Origin of the sequence: Sodalis sp. RH16, from assembly GCF_047324245.1 — a bacterium.
Lineage (GTDB): Bacteria > Pseudomonadota > Gammaproteobacteria > Enterobacterales > Enterobacteriaceae > Acerihabitans > Acerihabitans ligni.
Map to the genome: position 1 here is coordinate 5,879,217 of NZ_CP178737.1, position 17,046 is coordinate 5,896,262.

The following is a 17,046-nucleotide window of genomic DNA, read 5'->3' on the forward strand; positions in this document are numbered from 1 at the left end:
TATAACCGTCCCCGGACGCGAAAAAAGGTATCAATAAAATGTTATTCCGCCAAAAACAACGGTCCCAAGGCCGGCACGGGCAAAGCAAAGCTCGCCGGATAATCCACCGCCACCAAATATAAGCCTTCCGCTTTGGCGGTGGCCGCCGCCAGGGTTCTGTCGCGGGCCGCCAGCAGCTCTTCAATCCAGCCCTCCCCCTGGCGCCCGCACCCCACTTCCATTAGGCTGCCTACAATATTACGAACCATATGATGCACGAAAGCATTCGCTTTAATATCCACCACCACATAAGCGCCCTGACGGGTGACCGTTAAATGTTTAACATTGCGCCACGGGGTGCGGGATTGGCACTGCATGGCGCGAAACGACGTGAAATCATGCTCTCCCAGCAGGCAGCGCCCGGCCCGTTCCATTTTATGTTCATCCAGCTGATGATAAAAATGCGTCACGCCGCGGGACAATATGGCCGGGCGATAAGGATGATTATAAATAATATAGCGATAACGGCGGGCCGTGGCGCTAAAACGCGCGTGAAATTCCGCCGCCACGCCGGACACCCAGCGCACCGCCACGTCCGCCGGCAAATTGGCGTTCACTCCCAGGGTCCAGGCGGCATCCTCACGACGGGCGCGGGTTTCAAAATGCACCACCTGGCCGGTGGCGTGCACGCCGGCATCGGTGCGACCGGCGCAAAACACCGTCACCGGTTCGTCCGCCACCTTGGACAAGGCCTGTTCCAGGCAAGCCTGGATGCTGACCACCTCCTGCTGCCGTTGCCAGCCGTAAAAACGGCTGCCGTCGTACTCAATGCCCAGCGCGATTTTCATCGGCGCCGAGGCGAATCCCGATACCGCCTGCGACATTAATTCAAATACTCCGTTACCAGAAGCTCCGCGGTGAGCAACGCCATCAGCGCGCCGCCGAAGCGGACATTATCCGCCACCGACCAGAATTGCAGCAAATCCGGCATACCGTAATCGTTGCGCAAACAGCCGATGCTCAGTTGCACCTGTCCGGACGCATCCTCCACCTGGGTAGGGTAATCCTGCTCTTCGCTGACGCTCAGATGTTCACCGCTGTCCAGCAAATCGCGAGCCTCCCCCGCCCCCATGGGACGCTGGGTTTCCATATGCACGATTTGCGCGTGGCCGTAAAACACCGGGGCCTGGACCGTACCCACGGAAATGGGCAGCCCTTCGTCCAGCCATATCTTGCGGACCTCGTCCACCAGGCGGCGCTCGGTTTGCACGCTGCCCTCTTCATCCGGCAACAGCGGCAGCAGATTAAAGGCCAGTTGCCGGCTGAAAAATCCCGGTTCGGCGGGCAGCCCGTTCAGTAAACGCGCGCTCTGCCCTGCCAGGGCATCCACCGCCGATTTGCCCTGCCCGGACACCGACAGCAGGTTTACCACATTCAGACGCGCTAACCCGGCCTGTTCGGTCAAGGGCTTGATGGCCAGCAACAGCTGACTGGTCAAACTGTCCGCCACCGCCACCAGGTTGCGGTTGCGATAGTCCGCCAGCACCTGGTCGTTCACGCCGGGCACCACCAGCGGCACATCCGGCTCGAGGGCATACAGGCCGCTGCTGTCGATAACCAGGCAGCCCGCCGCCGCGGCCTGATCGGCATAGCTTGCGCTGGCGGCGCTGCCGGCGATAAAAAACGCCAGCTGCGCCTGCGACCAGTCGAACTGCGCGGCATCTCCCACCAAATAGCTTTTGCCGTCATAACGCAGCGTCTCGCCGGCGCTTCGCTCACTGGACAATAAATAGAGTTCCCCTACCGGAAACTGCCGTTCCTGCAATAATTCCAGCAACGCAGTACCCACTGCGCCCGTCGCACCCAGTAGGGCGATATTCCAGCCGTCAGACATGATGTTCTCCAGAAAGGTTAAGAATCCGCGGGGACGGCGTTAAAACCGAGATCCCGTAACAGACCGATACTGACGGGGTCATCGCTTTCCACCCGCAGCGACGACCACTCGCGGCGCTCCTGATACTGCCGGCGCAGCCGATCGAATTCTCCCGGCACGGCCGCTTGGCGCCGCAGCGGCGCGTCATCGCGGCGCACATCATACACCAGATGCGCCAGCCGCCTTAGCATCCCTTCGTCCACGGGCCCGCGTATCCGCACCCGTTCAACCGCCGGAGCCGGCAGCAGCCGCTCCAGCGGGGCATGCATCGGCGTGCCGAGAAATTGGCTGTAAGCCTCGTAAACCTGGGTGGTGCCGCGCGCTTTGCCTTCCAGAGAGTAGCCGGCGATATGGGGCGTGCCGATATCCACCCGGCCAAGCAGCGGCAGAGACAGCGCCGGCTCCGGTTCCCAGACATCCAGGATAACGCTCAGCTTCTTGCCCCGTTCCAGGGCGGCCAGCAGGGCGGCATTATCCACCACCCCGCCGCGGCAGGCATTAACCAGGATCCGTCCGTCCGGCAGGGCCGCCAGCAGCTCATCGTCCACCTGATGCCAGGTCTGATAGGGCCCGGAACGGTTTAGCGGCGTGTGGAAGGTCAGCACATCCGCTTGCGCCACCAGTTTTTCCAGCGGGTAAAACGGACCGGCGGCGCCGCTGGCGGCCAGGGGCGGGTCGCACACCAGGGTACGTACGCCCAGTGACATTAAACGACGGTTCAACCGGCCGCCGACATTGCCCGCCCCGATAATGCCGATGGTTTTATCCTTCAGGGCAAATCCGTCCCGCTCCGCCAGCCACAGCAGCGAGGAAAAAACGTACTCTACCACCGCCACCGCGTTACAGCCCGGCGCCGCGGAAAAGCCGATGCCGGCGCCGGTAAGCCACTCCTCGTCCACATGATCGGTGCCCGCGGTGGCGGTGCCGACAAACTTCACCCCGCTGCCCTGCAGCAGGCCGGCGTTCACCGGCGTTACGGAGCGCACCATCAGCGCGTCGGCCTCCCGCAGCTCCTCGGCGGTGATGTGACGCCCGGCAACCGGCCGCACCTCCCCTAACCGGCTGAACAGCTCTTGGGCGTAAGGCATGTTTTCGTCCACCAGGATTTCCACATCGGGCTCCGTCAGCCATGAACAGGCTGTCATTGAATATAAAAAAGGAGAATATTCTGCCACTGAAAGCCATGGAAACCCAATGCTAACATGCAAAATTTCAGCACAACCTGTTACCGAGAGCGCTGCATGAAGCGGTTTTTTTTTCGACGCCGCACCCATTAACAGCAGAAAATGCCTTCCTGACGCTTGCTGCTACCCTATAATTGTGCGACTTGTTATTATTCGCCGCACTATTTTCAGACGCCCGCCGATATGACCGGGTTGAATGGCAGCAACCCTCTCTACGAAAGGATGAGTCATATGCAACCTGTACAAGGTCCCGGCAACCCGGTACCGGGGGAACAGCCACAGGGTCGGATGGGCGCTCCGTCTGTTGTGCGGGACGCTGACAGCCCGCTCAGCACCGCGCAACGCACCGCGCTTGAACGGCTGATAGTCAAAATCATGGCGCTGAGCAGCAGCAAGTCCCCCGAAATCTGGGCCGCTCTGCGCCATCAGCTGAATATACCCGGCGAGGGGGAACTGACCTCAGGTCAATTCCTGCCCGCGGAACAATTGCTGCAAGGGCGTCTCGATCAGGCGCAGCAGACCCATGCCGGCCGGCAGTTGATGCAACAGTTAACCGACCTGCTGCCACAGGGTAACAACCGCCAGGCGGTGAGCGATTATATCCGGCGGGAGTTCGGCCATACCGTCCTGAGCCAGCTGGATCCCGAACAGCTGCAGCAGGTAGTGGAACTGTTGCAACAGGGCCGGCTGGACATTCCCAAACCGCAGCAGGCCGCCATCTCGGACCGGACCCTGCTGCCCGCCGAGCACAGTGCTTTGAATCAGCAAGTCATCCGGCTGGCGGCGGTAACCGGCGAATCGCCGACGGATACCTGGCAGAGCCTGATGACCATGATGGGGTTGAAGGCCGGCGATCCCATTCCGGCTCGCCATTTTCCCCTGCTGATGCAGTTTGTCCAGGGCCATGTGACACTGTCACAACAAGCCTCCCCCACCCTGGCAACGGTACAGGCCACCCTGAAACAGCCCACCAGCAGCGATGAGCAGCAGGCGATTGAAGCCTACTGCCTGCAGCATTTCAACGCCACCGCGCAAAGCGTGCTGACGCCCGCCCAGGTCAGCGCGGTGATGCAGTTCCTGTTTATCTACCGCCTGTCGCGTACCCAAAGCCAACACCAAACCGCCGACGGTCGCCTGTTGCAACCGGCCATGAATCCCCTGATCGCCACCGAACCGAGGGAACACACCGTGGGTATCGCCAAAAGCCGCTGGGCGGTGGTGCTGGCGCTGCTGGCGGTATTAGTGCTGATTTGGCTGCTGATTTAGCGCCGGGCGATTGTTCCTGCCATAACAAAAAACCACCTTCGACCGGTGACGGTATCCAGGTGGTTTAGGTTTGATGGCGGTGGAGGAAAGCCGACCGGTTTATTGATATTTACGCATCACCAATGTGGCGTTAGTGCCGCCAAAACCAAAGCTGTTGGTCATCACGGTGGTCAATCGGCGTTCGGTGGGCTCGGTGATAAGATTCATGCCTTCCGCCTGGGGATCAAGCTCCTCGATATTAATGCTCGGCGCAATAAAATTATGCTCCAGCATCAGCAGGGTAAAAATGGTTTCATGCACCCCCGCCGCCCCCAGCGAATGACCGGTCATGGCTTTGGTGGATGAAAACGCCGGCTGCTTGCTGCCGAAGGTTTCGCGAATGGCCCACAGCTCTTTCACATCCCCTACCGGGGTAGATGTACCGTGGACATTCAGGTAGTCAATGGGCGTATCGACATTTTTCAGCGCCATTTTCATACAGCGAATCGCCCCTTCCCCGGACGGCGCCACCATATCGGCACCGTCGGAATTGGCGCCGTAGCCGATCACTTCGGCATAGATATGCGCACCGCGGGCCAGCGCATGCTCCAGCTCTTCCACCACTACAATGCCGCCGCCGCCGGCGATGACGAAACCGTCGCGATTGACGTCATAGGTGCGCGAGGCTCTGGCGGGGGTTTCATTATAGCGGGTGGACAGCGCGCCCATGGCGTCGAATTCACAGGCCATTTCCCAGCACAGCTCTTCACCGCCGCCGGCAAAAACCACATCCTGCTTATCCAACTGGATCATTTCCACCGCATTGCCGATGCAATGAGCAGACGTGGAGCAGGCGGAACTGATGGAGTAGTTGACGCCGCGGATTTTAAACGGCGTCGCCAGACAGGCGGACACGCCGGAACCCATGGCTTTGGTAACCATATAGGGGCCGACGCCGCGCAGGCCGCGAGCGCGCATACCGTCCGAACCGGCCACCTGATTACGCGGCGAACCGCCGCCGGAACCCACGATAAGGCCGGTGCGGTCGTTGGAAACGTCTTCGGGACTCAGTCCGGAGTCCTGGATTGCCTGTTCCATGGAGAGATAAGCATAAATTGAAGCATCACTCATAAAGCGTGCAATTTTCCGATCGATGAGCCCGGTAGTATCGAGTTTGATATTGCCCCAGACATGGCTGCGCATGCCCGAATCCTTCAATTCCTGAGAGAAAGTGATTCCGGAGCGACCTTGTTGCAGGGAGGACAGAACTTCTTTCTGGTCGTTCCCGATACTCGATAAAATTCCCAGGCCGGTAATCACTGCACGTTTCATTTAATACCTCTTGTATTTATATATGAGATTCTGTGTGGCACTTTAGCTTACAGTTGTACGCTGAACAAGTCCGATCAGACGAAGTTTGCAAAATTTGCGCCCCGAAGCACACATGGTTAGAATCGCTTCACTCCTTGATAAATGAGGCTATCGCCTTGAATCCCGCCCCTATCGGCCATGCGGTGCTTAATTGGAACGAACAGGGTACACCTGTATCCCGACAATTTGATGACGTTTACTTTTCCAATCAGGACGGGCTGGAAGAAACCCGCTATGTTTTTCTGCGGGGCAACGGCCTGCCAGCGCGTTTTACCGGGCATCGCCGGGCGTCTTTTACCGTGGCGGAGACCGGTTTCGGCACCGGTCTGAATTTTCTGGCCCTATGGCAGGCATTCCATCGGTTCCGCCGGGACAATCCTGACGCAATCCTGCGGCGGCTGCATTACGTCAGCGTTGAGCAATTCCCTCTGCGGGTCGCCGATCTGGCGCTGGCCCACGAACGCTGGCCGGAATTGGCCGATTACGCATCACCATTGCGTGAATCATGGCCGCCGGCCATCGCCGGCTGTCACCGGTTGATCCTGGACGGCGGCGCGGTGACGCTGGACCTGTGGTTCGGCGAGGTGAACGAAGTACTGCCGGGACTGGACGACAGCCTGAACGGCCAGGCGGACGCCTGGTTCCTTGATGGCTTTGCTCCGGCGAAAAATCCCGCCATGTGGAGCGATAGGCTTTTTCAGGCCATGGCACGCCTGGCCGGGCCGCAGGGAACTTTTGCCACGTTTACCGCCGCCGGGTTCGTCCGGCGGGGATTGCAGGCGGCGGGATTCAAGGTCGACAAGCTGACGGGTTTCGGTCAAAAACGGGAAATGCTGTCCGGACAGCTTTCTACCGTCGCCCCCCGGATCAACGGCACGCCCTGGTATCACCGGCACAGTCCAGCCGAGCCGCAGGAAGTGGCGATAGTCGGCGGCGGCATTGCCGGCGCGTTATGCGCGGCGGCATTACAGCGGCGCGGAGCAAGGGTTACCCTCTATTGCGCCGACGACGCCCTGGCTATGGGCGCCTCCGGCAACCGCCAGGGCGCGTTGTATCCCTTGCTCAATATTGAGGACGAGGCGCTGACGCAATTTTTCGCCGCCGCGTTCCCCTTCGCCAGTCGCTGCTACCGGGAATTCGCGCGCCAGGGCATTTCGTTTGAACATCAATGGTGCGGCGTAACGCAATTGGCCTATGATTCGCGCAGCGCCCGCAAGCTGCGCGACATCCTGGCGCTGGATTTGCCCGAAACCCTGGTGCGCGGCGTGGAGAGCGGGGAGATGGAGCAACTGACCGGACTGGCTACCGGTACCGGCGGCATCACCTATCCCCAGGGGGGCTGGCTCAATCCGGCGCAGCTGATAGCCGGTATAGTGGAAAGGGGCCGGCAATACGGCATGAGTATCCATTACGGGCACCGTGCAGAACGTTTGGAGCCCACCGCCACCGGCTGGCAATTGCGGTTCTCCCACGGCGCCTTCGCCAATCATGCCGTGGTGGTGCTGGCCAACGGCCATCAGTTGCTGCAGTGGCCGTTCACCAGCGCCCTGCCCCTCACCAGCGTGCGCGGGCAGGTGAGCCATATTCCCGCCGTACCGGCGCTGAACGCCCTGAAACAGGTGCTCTGCTATGACGGCTACCTGACGCCCGCCAGCCCCGGCTACCAGACCCACAGCCTGGGCGCCAGCGCGGTGTGGCATGATGAAAGCACCGATTTCAGCCCCGCCGAGCAGCGGCAGAATCTGGACCGGCTTACCGCCTGCCTGCCGCATCAGGCATGGACCGGCAGCGTGGATATCCATCATGACCAGGCGCGCTGCGGCGTGCGCAGCACCGCGCGGGACCATATGCCCATGGTGGGCAATGTGCCCGATTATGCCGCTACGCTGGCCCATTACCGGCACCTTCCCCAATTGCTGGAGAGCGGCGGCGCCATCGAACTTGCCCCCCACCACGCGAATCTCTTTATGCTGGGTGCCCTGGGCTCGCGGGGACTGTGCTCAGCGCCGCTGGCGGCGGAAATCCTGGCGGCGCAAATCTTCGGCGAGCCGCTCCCCGTTAGCCGGGAGCTGTCGGCGGCACTAAGCCCCAACCGCTTCTGGGTAAAAAAGCTGTTGAAAGGGCGTGAGCTTTGAGCCAACGCCGTGAGGATCAAAAAGAGAGGTTCAGTTTCGCCCATACCGTTCGGCCTGGTTCATTCACCGGCTCGTTGGCGGAATAACCGAAACCGCTGTTGCCCGCCAGGTTCAAGTGCTCGCTATAGCGTTTATTAAAGATATTATCGATGCCGCTGCTTATCTTCACCTGTTCGGTCAGCTTGAACGCGACGTTGGCCGACAGTACGCCGAAACCGGCACCGGCATCAAAGTCCTTCCCCACCACGTTGCCTTCATTCAAGGCCACCCTACGCTGGGCGCTGACAACGCGCCATAACCCGGCGGCGCTCCATTGCTCTCTTTCATATACCAGGCCCACCCGCGCCTCCAGGGGCGGCATCTGCGGCAACGGCCGGCCGTCACGGCTATTTTTGCCCCATGAGTAGGCCAGCGCGGCATCGGCTTTCCACCGTTCGGTTAACGGATATTCCAGCCCCACTTCCCCGCCCATAATGACCGCATCGGTATTATCGGCCTGGCTGCGGTTGGCGTTTTGCGGATCGTATTTGATAAGGATGAAGTCGTTGACCCGCCCCAGGTAAGCCGAGATCCATCCATTGTATTTTGCTCCGCTGTAGTGGGCGCCGATATCAATCTGGCTGGTCTTTTCACTTTTCAAGTTAGTGAAAGGGGCGCCACCGCCGGGCCCGGCAGAGGGAGAAAACAGCTCCCAATAGTCCGGAAAGCGCTCGATATAGCCCAATCCGGCATAAAACATGAACGGCAGCGCCGCCGGCCGGTGTTCGTAACGGACAAAACCGGCGGGGGTGGCGGCAGATCGGGATTGCTGGTTTTCAAAACCGTATTTTTTCCCCCGATGCCGATCGATACGCGCCCCGCCGACATAGCGGCTCGTCTCGCCGGCAAACCAGGTCAGTTCGCCAAATGCGCCGTAATGCGCAAATTGCGCGTCTTTGAACCAGGTCCGGTCGGTTTTGCCGCGGTGGCTATCGGCTTGCATATCCACGCCCGATTGCAGCTTGAGGTCCTGCCATAGCCAGTCGGTGACGACGCGCCCGCCGACGGTGCGCCGATCCAGGTTTTTGCGTTTGGCGGCGCTCACGGCATGCCGCATTGATTTGCAGCAGCAAGCCAATGGTTTGGCTGGGGTACGCAGGGTGGTATTGTCCATCACATGGTTGGCATAGCCGTAGTAAATCTGCGCGTCCAGTTTGTCCAATATTCGGCCGATATCCTGTTTCTCGAAACGGGCGCCGAGGCGCTCATGCCTGAACTGCGAACCGTCCATGCCACGGCCGGCATAGCTGGCCTCGCCATCGCCCTTGCCGCCGCTGAACTCCACCAGCGTGTCGGCGTCCGGCGTCCAACCCAATACCGCGTCCCCGCTCCATTTATTCCAGCGGGACGGAACACGCCGATACGCACCGTCCCTATAATCCCCGGCCCGCGACTGCGTGCCGATCAACTGCAAATAGCCCCGATCGCTCCCCAGGCGAGCATCGATATTTTTATCGAGGCGCCGGTTGGATCCTGCCAGCAGGCCGGCATCGGCGCCGGCCATGCCTTGATCAAAACGGGGACGGGTCCGTTCGAACCGCACGACGCCCGCCGAAGCGCCGGGACCCCATAACACCGTTTGCGGTCCTTTTACCAGGGTCAAGAGGTCAAAGCTTTCCGGCGAGATATAGGCGGTAGGCGCATCCATGCGGCCGGGACAGGCGCCGAGGACTTCCGCTCCGGAGGCAAGTATCTTCAAGCGCGAGCCGAACATGCCGCGAAAGACCGGATCGCCGTTAGTCCCGCCGTTGCGGACCTGGGAAAATCCCGGAATGGTTTTAAGGTAGTCAGCGCCATCGCTGGCGGGAACCGGCTGGCGCGGCGTTCTGGGCGAGGTAACCACCGTCAGGGGAGAACCCCGCGGAGCGGTAACCGTCATGACCTCCGCATCCCCGTTTTTCCGCCGCGGATCGTCGCGCTCTTCCGGCAAGACGGGCTGTGCGGCGGCGCCATTGAGCGCCGCCAGGGTGAAAATGGGCACCAGACGGACAAAACCGCGATATCCGGGCAGGTTTTTAGGGAGAGAGAATTTGATAAACATCAACTTTCCTTATTTGTAAACGTCCTTTGACCAACGGTCGGTGGAGACAGGCCGAAGAGATAATGGCAATGCCGGGGAAAGAAGCCGGTTCGCCAGGCGGAAACTCCGTTCCGGCCGTTTTAATCAGCGGGAGAGCCGCCTGGATAACCTGACCACAGCCGTGGTCAGGCGTGTTAAGGCGAATCGCGGGACAAGGGATCGGGAAAGATGAAACCGGCCGGCAAGAAAGCGCTAACCACAGGGTGTGAATTTTACGTGATTAACGGCGCCGGCGGGCTAAAAACTTCAGTTTCGTTTACCTTTGGTAAGCGCAATGTTCAGATTTTTGCGCGCTCATACAGCTTGTGCCACATACCCAGCACCAATGCCTGATCCGGCGGCGACAGTTCACCGTTGCCGATGGCTTTGTTGATACCGCCCTGTACGCGCTCATGCAGGGCCTCCAGGGTATGCTCATTGTTCTCTTCGGCTTCAGCGACCGCAAGCGTCAGATGGCCGCGCAGGTAGCCGCCGGCAAACAACTCGTCATCGCTGGCGTGCTCCACCATATCGTCAATTATCGCCAGGATACGCGCTTCAAAATCTGCGATCATCAAATGTCCTCTATTGATTATTCTGCGCCGAAAACGCCGCGGGATCGGCGGGATGGCGAAACAGCGCCGGCGTCAGCGGCCGGGTCTGGTAATACGACTGCAATGCCCCGATAAAACGCCCTGCCCGCTGCGGGATACCGCGGGACAGATAGTCCATGACCTGATGGTGCACCCGGCCCTGGAAAGCGATGCGATCCGGTTCACAGTCGCCACTGAGATTATCGCAGCTGACATTGAAGGGAAAGTCCGCCGCGACACAAAACAGCCACTCCAGCGCCTGCGGCCTGATTTCCACCTGCTCGAACCGCTGCTGGGTCGGCGCGTCCCGTCCGTCGGGACAATACCAATAGCCGAAATCCACCTGCAGACGGCGGGACGCCCCGGCAATGCACCAATGGGAGATTTCATGCAGCGCGCTGGCATAATAGCCATGGGCGAACACAATGCGGTGATAGGGAATCAGATTATCGGCAGGCAGGTAAATCGGCTCCTCATCGCCCTTGACCAGGCGGGTATTGAGGCTGTCGGCGAAACATCGATTGAATATCTCAATCAGCTGCTGGAAATGATGGGTTTCGGTTTGCATGATCTCGTTATATTTTACCAATGGGAAGCCAGCCACAGCATGATGTCGGCGCCATGGCTGTCATAAAGGAGCTTCAGGCTCATTAAAAATGATACTGCCACAATCATCGGGCGAATCAATTTTTGCCCTTTGGTCAAAACCATGCGGGCGCCCAGTCGAGCCCCGAAAATCTGGCCGGCCAGCATGACAAATCCTACGCTCCACACCACTTTACCCGCAAGCATAAACAGTATCAGGCCGCCCAGGTTGGAGGTGAAGTTCAATACCTTGGCATGGGCGGTGGCTTTGGCCAGATTAAAACCACTCAGGGTCACATAGGCCAGGGCATAAAACGAACCGGCGCCAGGGCCGAAAAAACCGTCGTAAAAGCCTACCCCGCAACCGGCCACGAGGGCGAACGGCCAGGCGGACAAGCGACGCTGCCGATCCTCCTCGCCGATACGCGGCATCAGCAGAAAATAGAGGCCGATGCCGATGACCAGCAGCGGAAGGATCTGGCGCAGCAATCCGGCCTGCAGGTGCTGAATCAGGATAGCGCCGGTCATGGAGCCGAGGAACGTCATGGCGATGGTCAGTTTTTGCCCGCCCAGATCCACCGCCCGTTGACGAATAAAATAGAGGCTGGCGGAGAAAGAGCCGCCTACCGATTGAATTTTATTGGTGCCCAGCGTTTGCGCCGGCGACAGTCCCACTGCCAGTAGCGCCGGCAGTGTGATTAATCCGCCGCCGCCGGCAATGGAATCAATAAACCCCGCGAAGACCGCCACGCCGAACAGCAATATCAATACCGGGGGTGAAACCGCTAACCAATCCATGTTTTTTCCGTGACTCTTTTTCCAAGCCGGCAGCGGCCGGCGATACCGCCGGCCGTCTGAAAACGGCACGGCGCCGGCGCGCCGTCGGCAGTAAATTATTCCGCTACCAAGTGGTTATCCAGCAGTGCCTGACACGACGGCGGTAGCGGCGGCGGCGCCTTTTTCACCGGCGGCTTGCCGGGTTTGGGCGGCAGGAACCAGCTTTCCAGTTCGGCGCCGCAACCGTCGCCCGCCGGCGGCGGAGCCTGATCCTGGCACTCCCGGCTATCGGCAGGACAGCGCAGGCGCACATGCATATGGGCACGGTGGCCGAACCACGGCCGCACCTTGTTCAGCCAGGCGCGATCCGGCCCGGCGACACGGCACAGCTGCTTTTTAATGGCCGGATTGACAAAAATACGCGTCACATCGCTGTCCTGGGCCGCCAGCTTAATCAGCATCATGGTTTGCGGCTGCCACAGGCGCGGATTGACGTCCCGTCCGTTGGCCGCCACCAAATCCAGCGGCTGCGGTTTTAGCAATTCCTGCGCCGTCCAGCGCTGACGCGGCGTCTGCAGCCAGATATCCGCATCCAGCCCTGACTGATGGCTGGCATGGCCGCTGCTGAAGCGGCCGCCGGCCGGCATCGCCATGTCCCCCACCAGTACCTCCCCCAGCCCCAGATTCCGGACCTGGTTGCTTAACCGCACGATAAACAGCAGCAGATCGGGATGGCCGAAGTAACGACGCTGATCCGGGCGCAGCACCTGATAGTTCGACGCCTCCAGCTGCAACGGCCGGGCGCCGACAATACAGCCGTTGGCGAAAGCGCCGATGGCCTGCGGACTGCCGGCCACCGGTTGGGTTATTTTTTGCCAGGGAGTGGGAACGGCCAACGCATTGAAAGCCAGCGCGGCCAATAACCCGACTATCCATTGTCGCATTTCATTTACCACCGGGGCAGGGTTGGGACGACATCGCCGTTTTGCGCGCGCTGCCGTAACAGATGATCCATCAGCACGATGGCCAGCATGGCTTCGGCGATGGGCACCGCACGGATGCCGACGCAGGGATCGTGGCGCCCGCGGGTCACCATTTCCACCTGTTCGCCCTGGCGGTTGATGGTACGGCCGGGCACCATGATACTGGAGGTGGGTTTCATCGCGATATGGGCAATGATGGTTTGCCCGCTGCTGATTCCACCCAGCACCCCGCCCGCATGGTTACTGACAAAACCCGTCGGCGTGATTTCATCGCGGTTTTCGCTGCCGCGCTTGGTGACCACGGCGAAACCGTCGCCGATTTCCACCCCTTTTACCGCATTGATGCTCATCAGGGCATGGGCCAGATCGGCATCCAGACGATCGAATACCGGCTCACCCAGGCCGGCCGGCACCCGCTCGGCCATTACCGTTACCTTGGCGCCGATGGAATCGCCGTCTTTTTTCAGGTTGCGCATCAGTTCGTCCAGCGCATCCAGCTTATCGGGATCGGGACAAAAAAACGGATTTTGCTCCACCTGTTGCCAATCTTTCAGCTCACAGCGGATATCGCCGATTTGCGCCAGATATCCCCGCACCAGGATGCCGTGTTTTTGCGCCAGGTATTTTTTCGCAATCGCCCCCGCCGCCACCCGCATAGCGGTTTCACGCGCCGAAGAGCGGCCGCCGCCGCGGTAATCCCGCAGGCCGTATTTCATTTCGTAGCTGTAATCCGCATGGCCCGGACGAAACAGATCTTTGATGGCGCTGTAATCCTGGGAACGCTGATCGGTGTTTTCAATCAGCAATCCGATACTGGTGCCGGTGGTGACCCCTTCGAACACCCCGGAGAGGATCCGCACCTGGTCCGGCTCGCGCCGCGCCGTGGTATAGCGTGAGGTGCCGGGCCGCCGCCGGTCGAGATCGTGCTGCAAATCCGCTTCCGTCAACGGGATGCCGGGCGGAACGCCGTCCACCACGCAGCCCAGCGCCACCCCGTGGGATTCGCCAAAGGTCATGACGCGAAATAATTCGCCAATACTGTTCCCTGCCATCGGGACTCCTTTGTTTAACCAGAATAAGTAATCAACCTGAGTTGCACGTTTATCAGTAATCTGTCAATAAATACCGATACCTATCAGTCCTTATACAGTGCAAAGGTTTCGCTGCAGGCCGCCAGCTGCGCCCGGGTCAGCATAAAGACGCCGTCGCCGCCGTTGTTGAATGTCAGCCAGGTGAAAGGAATGTCCGGATACTGCTCCAAAAGATGGACCATGCTGTTGCCCACTTCGCAAATCAGCACACCGTCTTCGCTCAGGTAATTCGGCGCGGCGGAGAGAATACGGCGCACCAGCTTCAGACCGTCGCTGCCCGCCGCCAGGCCTAACACCGGTTCCGCCCGGAACTCCTGCGGCAGGTCGCTCATGTCCTCTTCATCCACATAAGGAGGATTGGTGACGATCAGATCGTACTGCAACGCCGGCAGCTCACGGAACAGATCGGAACGAATGGGCGTGACCCGCTGATCCAGGCCATAGGATTGGATATTCATTTCGGCCACCGACAGCACATCGCCGGAAATATCAACCGCATCCACCTCCGCTTCCGGAAAAGCAAATGCGCAGGCGATGGCGATACAGCCGCTGCCGGTGCACATGTCAAGAATATGCGTCGGCGGTTTGGGGAGCAACGCCTGGAATCGATTGTCTATCAGTTCGCCGATGGGGGAACGGGGAATCAGCACCCGCTCATCCACATAAAACTCCAATCCGCAAAACCAGGCTTTATTGGTCAGATAAGGTACCGGGATACGCTCGTTAACCCGCTTGACCACCCGCTCCACAATACGGTAACGCTCACTGGAGGTCAGCCGGGAGTGGTACATTTCCTCCGGAAAATCCAGCGGCAAGAACAGGCTCGGCAGGACCAACAGTATCGCCTCGTCCCAGGAATTATCGGTGCCGTGACCGTAAAAAATCTGCGCGGCGTTAAACCGGCTGACCGTCCAGCGCAGCAGATCCTGTATCGTATGCAGCTCGGCCGCCGCTTCATCCACAAAAATTTTATCCAATTTGCTCTCCGCAAGGGCGATGTCATCTTATCTGCCGGTTAGTTTGCCATGAAGCGCCTCACAAAGCAGCAGGCACAACCGTCCCTGGACGGGTCGCACCGCACTTTTTTGCCGGAAATTTTCGCCGTTAAGGGAAAAGAGAGGGTAGACTTGCTAAAAATAGCAATTGCAGAGTGGGGAATGAAAAAAAGATATCAACTGGCCGAAGAGGAACGCCATCTGTTTCGCGAGTCCATAACCGGTACCAAACCCTTGCGGCAGGATACCGTTAAACCGCCAAAGCCTCGGCTGAATACCAATCATCTCCCCGCCCGGCGATTGCTGCATGAACAGGTGGACGCCAGCTTTTATTTTTCCGATGAGTTCCAGCCGCTGCTGGAGAGCGAAGGTCCGGCCCGCTATATGCGTCCTGACGTCAGCCCCTATGAAGTGAAAAAATTACGGCGGGGTGATTACATACCTGAATTATTTCTCGACCTGCATGGCATGACCCAGGCCGAAGCCAAGGAAGAACTGGGCGCCCTGCTGGCCGCCTGCCGGCGAGAACACGTACACTGCGCCTGCGTTATGCATGGCCACGGCAAACATATCCTCAAGCAGCAAACGCCGCTGTGGCTGGCGCAGCATCCGGACGTGCTCGGTTTTCATCAGGCGCCGAAAATGTTTGGCGGCGATGCCGCGCTGCTGGTGCTGATAGAGCTGGACGAATAGCGCTGACCCGGTAGGCTACAACCGGGGTCAGACCTTCGCCAGCAATTGCGCCGGGCTGATTTGCCAGTTCAATACCCCATTGCCGTCCGCCGGATCCAACTCCACGCAGGCCACCGCCGAGGTGGCAAACATCGGCGCCTGCTCCGTGGGACACAGATCGGCCACCAGGTAACCCACCAGCGGCAAATGAGAAATCACCAGCACGGTGCCCAGTCCTTCGTTGGCCAGCGCCTGCAAATAACAGCAAATCATGGCCACATCGCCGCCCGGCGTCAGCTCCGGCAGGGTCTCTTCACCGTCTGGCAGCACCAGTTCCTCACGCACGACATCCAGCGTTTGCCGGGCGCGCAAATAAGGGCTGACCAAAACACGATCGGTATCAATAATCTTGCTACTCAACCAACTCGCCATCAGGCGTGATTCATCACGGCCACGAACAGTTAAAGGTCTTTCAGCATCACTGGCGGCTTCTAACGCAGCGTCGCCGTGCCGCATAATCAAAACTTGCATAGTGCACCGTTGTTGTTTGACAAAAAACGCCATGGGGAAACAGGTTTTACCGTATTAAGCCATGCTGTCGCTAAATCTAGATTCTATGACAACCTGAAATACGCATAGCTAACCGTCCCCCCGAAGCGACCGGGCATTGAGAGCTCGAAATCACGTAATAAAACGCTGCTTTTTACATCAATACCCACTAGGTAGTCAACACATCGAACACAGATGCCCCTCCCGAAAACAAAATGTCATAACAAAAACGTCTACTGAGTGTAATGGCTATTAGCATAAGACAACGCTTTCAGACAAAGGTGCGCGTTAAGTAACAGTTTTGCAATTGACACCTGCCGACGCCCCCTGGGCGCCCTTTCGGCCCATCGCAACCCGGCCGCGGATCAAACCGGCTCCGACGGGGAAGAGGTTTCGGCTGCATGGCGATATTTAATATTCATAAAAAAACAATCTGCGGACAAACGAGCACAGCCGTCAAAGCGCCGGCAAAGATGCCTGCCCGCCCGGCGCCGGTACGTATTTTTATTGTATTGCTATTTAACTTGACGCAATAATCTGACCTGTATCAGTCAAGTTTTTATCGCCGACACCATTTTGTCAATAACGTCAACTTGCAATAAATGACATTCATGACTAACGATTCGGGGCTTTATCGGACCAGGCCAGGCGCATATTATACCCGCAGGCTTCTATTGCTATTTCATCCTTTCAATTGCCGTAAAGGCATAATTCAAAATATAGCATGCCGTCGATAACCTGCATCATTCTCGATCCATTGTGGCTGGCCCGGGCGTCTTTACCGTTTCGCTTCCCACCGGCCGGTGCTTCTCCGGTACTTCTCCGGTACTTCTCCGGTACTTCTGCCGCCCCGTCG

Annotated in this window: 15 protein-coding genes; 3 read left to right on the forward strand and 12 right to left on the reverse strand. The window is 59.1% G+C overall.

Translation table 11 applies throughout. From position 1 onward, the window contains the following. Positions 1–41: 41 nt before the first annotated feature. From truA to pdxB, 3 genes are read right to left on the reverse strand one after another with little or no spacing between them, the layout of a single operon-like run. A complete protein-coding gene (gene truA / locus ACL2XJ_RS26845; RefSeq protein WP_132927179.1) occupies positions 42–863 on the reverse strand; it encodes a tRNA pseudouridine(38-40) synthase TruA in 822 nt (273 codons plus the stop codon). Further along, a complete protein-coding gene (locus ACL2XJ_RS26850) occupies positions 863–1,873 on the reverse strand; it encodes an aspartate-semialdehyde dehydrogenase (protein WP_132927177.1) in 1,011 nt (336 codons plus the stop codon). Before ACL2XJ_RS26850 ends, truA begins: the two co-directional genes overlap by 1 nt. A 17-nt stretch (positions 1,874–1,890) precedes the next feature. Continuing rightward, the gene (gene pdxB, locus ACL2XJ_RS26855; protein ID WP_413725130.1) at positions 1,891–3,024 is read right to left on the reverse strand and encodes a 4-phosphoerythronate dehydrogenase PdxB; all 1,134 of its coding nucleotides are present in this window, start codon (positions 3,022–3,024) and stop codon (positions 1,891–1,893) included. Between the two features lie 303 nt (positions 3,025–3,327). Between pdxB and flk the strand changes: the two genes are divergently transcribed. Further along, positions 3,328–4,362: a flagella biosynthesis regulator Flk gene (flk, locus tag ACL2XJ_RS26860; RefSeq protein ID WP_132927173.1), complete on the forward strand. Its 1,035-nt coding sequence runs from the start codon at positions 3,328–3,330 to the stop codon at positions 4,360–4,362. A gap of 99 nt (positions 4,363–4,461) precedes the next feature. Here the strand turns inward: flk and fabB are convergent, their stop codons facing one another. Beyond that, positions 4,462–5,673: a beta-ketoacyl-ACP synthase I gene (gene fabB / locus ACL2XJ_RS26865; protein ID WP_132927171.1), complete on the reverse strand. Its 1,212-nt coding sequence runs from the start codon at positions 5,671–5,673 to the stop codon at positions 4,462–4,464. A gap of 155 nt (positions 5,674–5,828) precedes the next feature. Between fabB and mnmC the strand changes: the two genes are divergently transcribed. Beyond that, positions 5,829–7,847, forward strand: a complete 2,019-nt coding sequence (mnmC, locus tag ACL2XJ_RS26870) for a bifunctional tRNA (5-methylaminomethyl-2-thiouridine)(34)-methyltransferase MnmD/FAD-dependent 5-carboxymethylaminomethyl-2-thiouridine(34) oxidoreductase MnmC (protein WP_413725131.1) — start codon at positions 5,829–5,831, stop codon at positions 7,845–7,847. A gap of 16 nt (positions 7,848–7,863) precedes the next feature. Here mnmC and ACL2XJ_RS26875 read toward each other — a convergent pair whose 3' ends face one another. The 7 genes from ACL2XJ_RS26875 to prmB form a co-directional block, all read right to left on the reverse strand. After that, a complete protein-coding gene (locus tag ACL2XJ_RS26875; RefSeq protein ID WP_413725132.1) occupies positions 7,864–9,927 on the reverse strand; it encodes a TonB-dependent copper receptor in 2,064 nt (687 codons plus the stop codon). 317 nt (positions 9,928–10,244) lie between these two features. Continuing rightward, positions 10,245–10,520, reverse strand: coding sequence for a YfcL family protein (locus ACL2XJ_RS26880; RefSeq protein ID WP_132927165.1), 276 nt, complete (start codon positions 10,518–10,520; stop codon positions 10,245–10,247). A gap of 10 nt (positions 10,521–10,530) precedes the next feature. After that, positions 10,531–11,106, reverse strand: a complete 576-nt coding sequence (locus ACL2XJ_RS26885) for an elongation factor P hydroxylase (protein ID WP_413725133.1) — start codon at positions 11,104–11,106, stop codon at positions 10,531–10,533. Positions 11,107–11,120: 14 nt separating this feature from the next. Further along, positions 11,121–11,921: a sulfite exporter TauE/SafE family protein gene (locus ACL2XJ_RS26890; RefSeq protein WP_132927161.1), complete on the reverse strand. Its 801-nt coding sequence runs from the start codon at positions 11,919–11,921 to the stop codon at positions 11,121–11,123. Positions 11,922–12,016: 95 nt separating this feature from the next. After that, positions 12,017–12,844: a penicillin-insensitive murein endopeptidase gene (gene mepA, locus ACL2XJ_RS26895; protein ID WP_203523511.1), complete on the reverse strand. Its 828-nt coding sequence runs from the start codon at positions 12,842–12,844 to the stop codon at positions 12,017–12,019. Positions 12,845–12,849: 5 nt separating this feature from the next. After that, a complete protein-coding gene (aroC, locus tag ACL2XJ_RS26900) occupies positions 12,850–13,935 on the reverse strand; it encodes a chorismate synthase (RefSeq protein ID WP_413725134.1) in 1,086 nt (361 codons plus the stop codon). Positions 13,936–14,018: 83 nt separating this feature from the next. After that, complete coding sequence (prmB, locus tag ACL2XJ_RS26905; RefSeq protein WP_413725135.1) at positions 14,019–14,951, reverse strand: 50S ribosomal protein L3 N(5)-glutamine methyltransferase; 933 nt, start codon at positions 14,949–14,951, stop codon at positions 14,019–14,021. A 180-nt stretch (positions 14,952–15,131) separates the two neighbouring features. On the opposite strand from prmB, the gene smrB reads away from it, so the two are divergent. Beyond that, positions 15,132–15,662, forward strand: coding sequence for an endonuclease SmrB (smrB, locus tag ACL2XJ_RS26910; protein WP_203523790.1), 531 nt, complete (start codon positions 15,132–15,134; stop codon positions 15,660–15,662). A 27-nt stretch (positions 15,663–15,689) separates the two neighbouring features. Here smrB and sixA read toward each other — a convergent pair whose 3' ends face one another. Continuing rightward, complete coding sequence (gene sixA / locus ACL2XJ_RS26915; protein WP_132927153.1) at positions 15,690–16,172, reverse strand: phosphohistidine phosphatase SixA; 483 nt, start codon at positions 16,170–16,172, stop codon at positions 15,690–15,692. Positions 16,173–17,046 lie beyond the last annotated feature (874 nt).

Excerpts from the sequence above, each read along its gene's own strand:
- smrB (WP_203523790.1), top strand. The coding sequence starts at position 15,132 with ATGAAAAAAAGATATCAACTGGCCGAAGAGGAACGCCATCTGTTTCGC.
- mepA (WP_203523511.1), bottom strand. The coding sequence starts at position 12,844 with ATGCGACAATGGATAGTCGGGTTATTGGCCGCGCTGGCTTTCAATGCG.
- ACL2XJ_RS26880 (WP_132927165.1), bottom strand. The coding sequence starts at position 10,520 with ATGATCGCAGATTTTGAAGCGCGTATCCTGGCGATAATTGACGATATG.
- ACL2XJ_RS26850 (WP_132927177.1), bottom strand. The coding sequence starts at position 1,873 with ATGTCTGACGGCTGGAATATCGCCCTACTGGGTGCGACGGGCGCAGTG.
- ACL2XJ_RS26885 (WP_413725133.1), bottom strand. The coding sequence starts at position 11,106 with ATGCAAACCGAAACCCATCATTTCCAGCAGCTGATTGAGATATTCAAT.
- fabB (WP_132927171.1), bottom strand. The coding sequence starts at position 5,673 with ATGAAACGTGCAGTGATTACCGGCCTGGGAATTTTATCGAGTATCGGG.
- aroC (WP_413725134.1), bottom strand. The coding sequence starts at position 13,935 with ATGGCAGGGAACAGTATTGGCGAATTATTTCGCGTCATGACCTTTGGC.
- flk (WP_132927173.1), top strand. The coding sequence starts at position 3,328 with ATGCAACCTGTACAAGGTCCCGGCAACCCGGTACCGGGGGAACAGCCA.
- truA (WP_132927179.1), bottom strand. The coding sequence starts at position 863 with ATGTCGCAGGCGGTATCGGGATTCGCCTCGGCGCCGATGAAAATCGCG.
- ACL2XJ_RS26890 (WP_132927161.1), bottom strand. The coding sequence starts at position 11,921 with ATGGATTGGTTAGCGGTTTCACCCCCGGTATTGATATTGCTGTTCGGC.
- ACL2XJ_RS26875 (WP_413725132.1), bottom strand. The coding sequence starts at position 9,927 with ATGTTTATCAAATTCTCTCTCCCTAAAAACCTGCCCGGATATCGCGGT.
- sixA (WP_132927153.1), bottom strand. The coding sequence starts at position 16,172 with ATGCAAGTTTTGATTATGCGGCACGGCGACGCTGCGTTAGAAGCCGCC.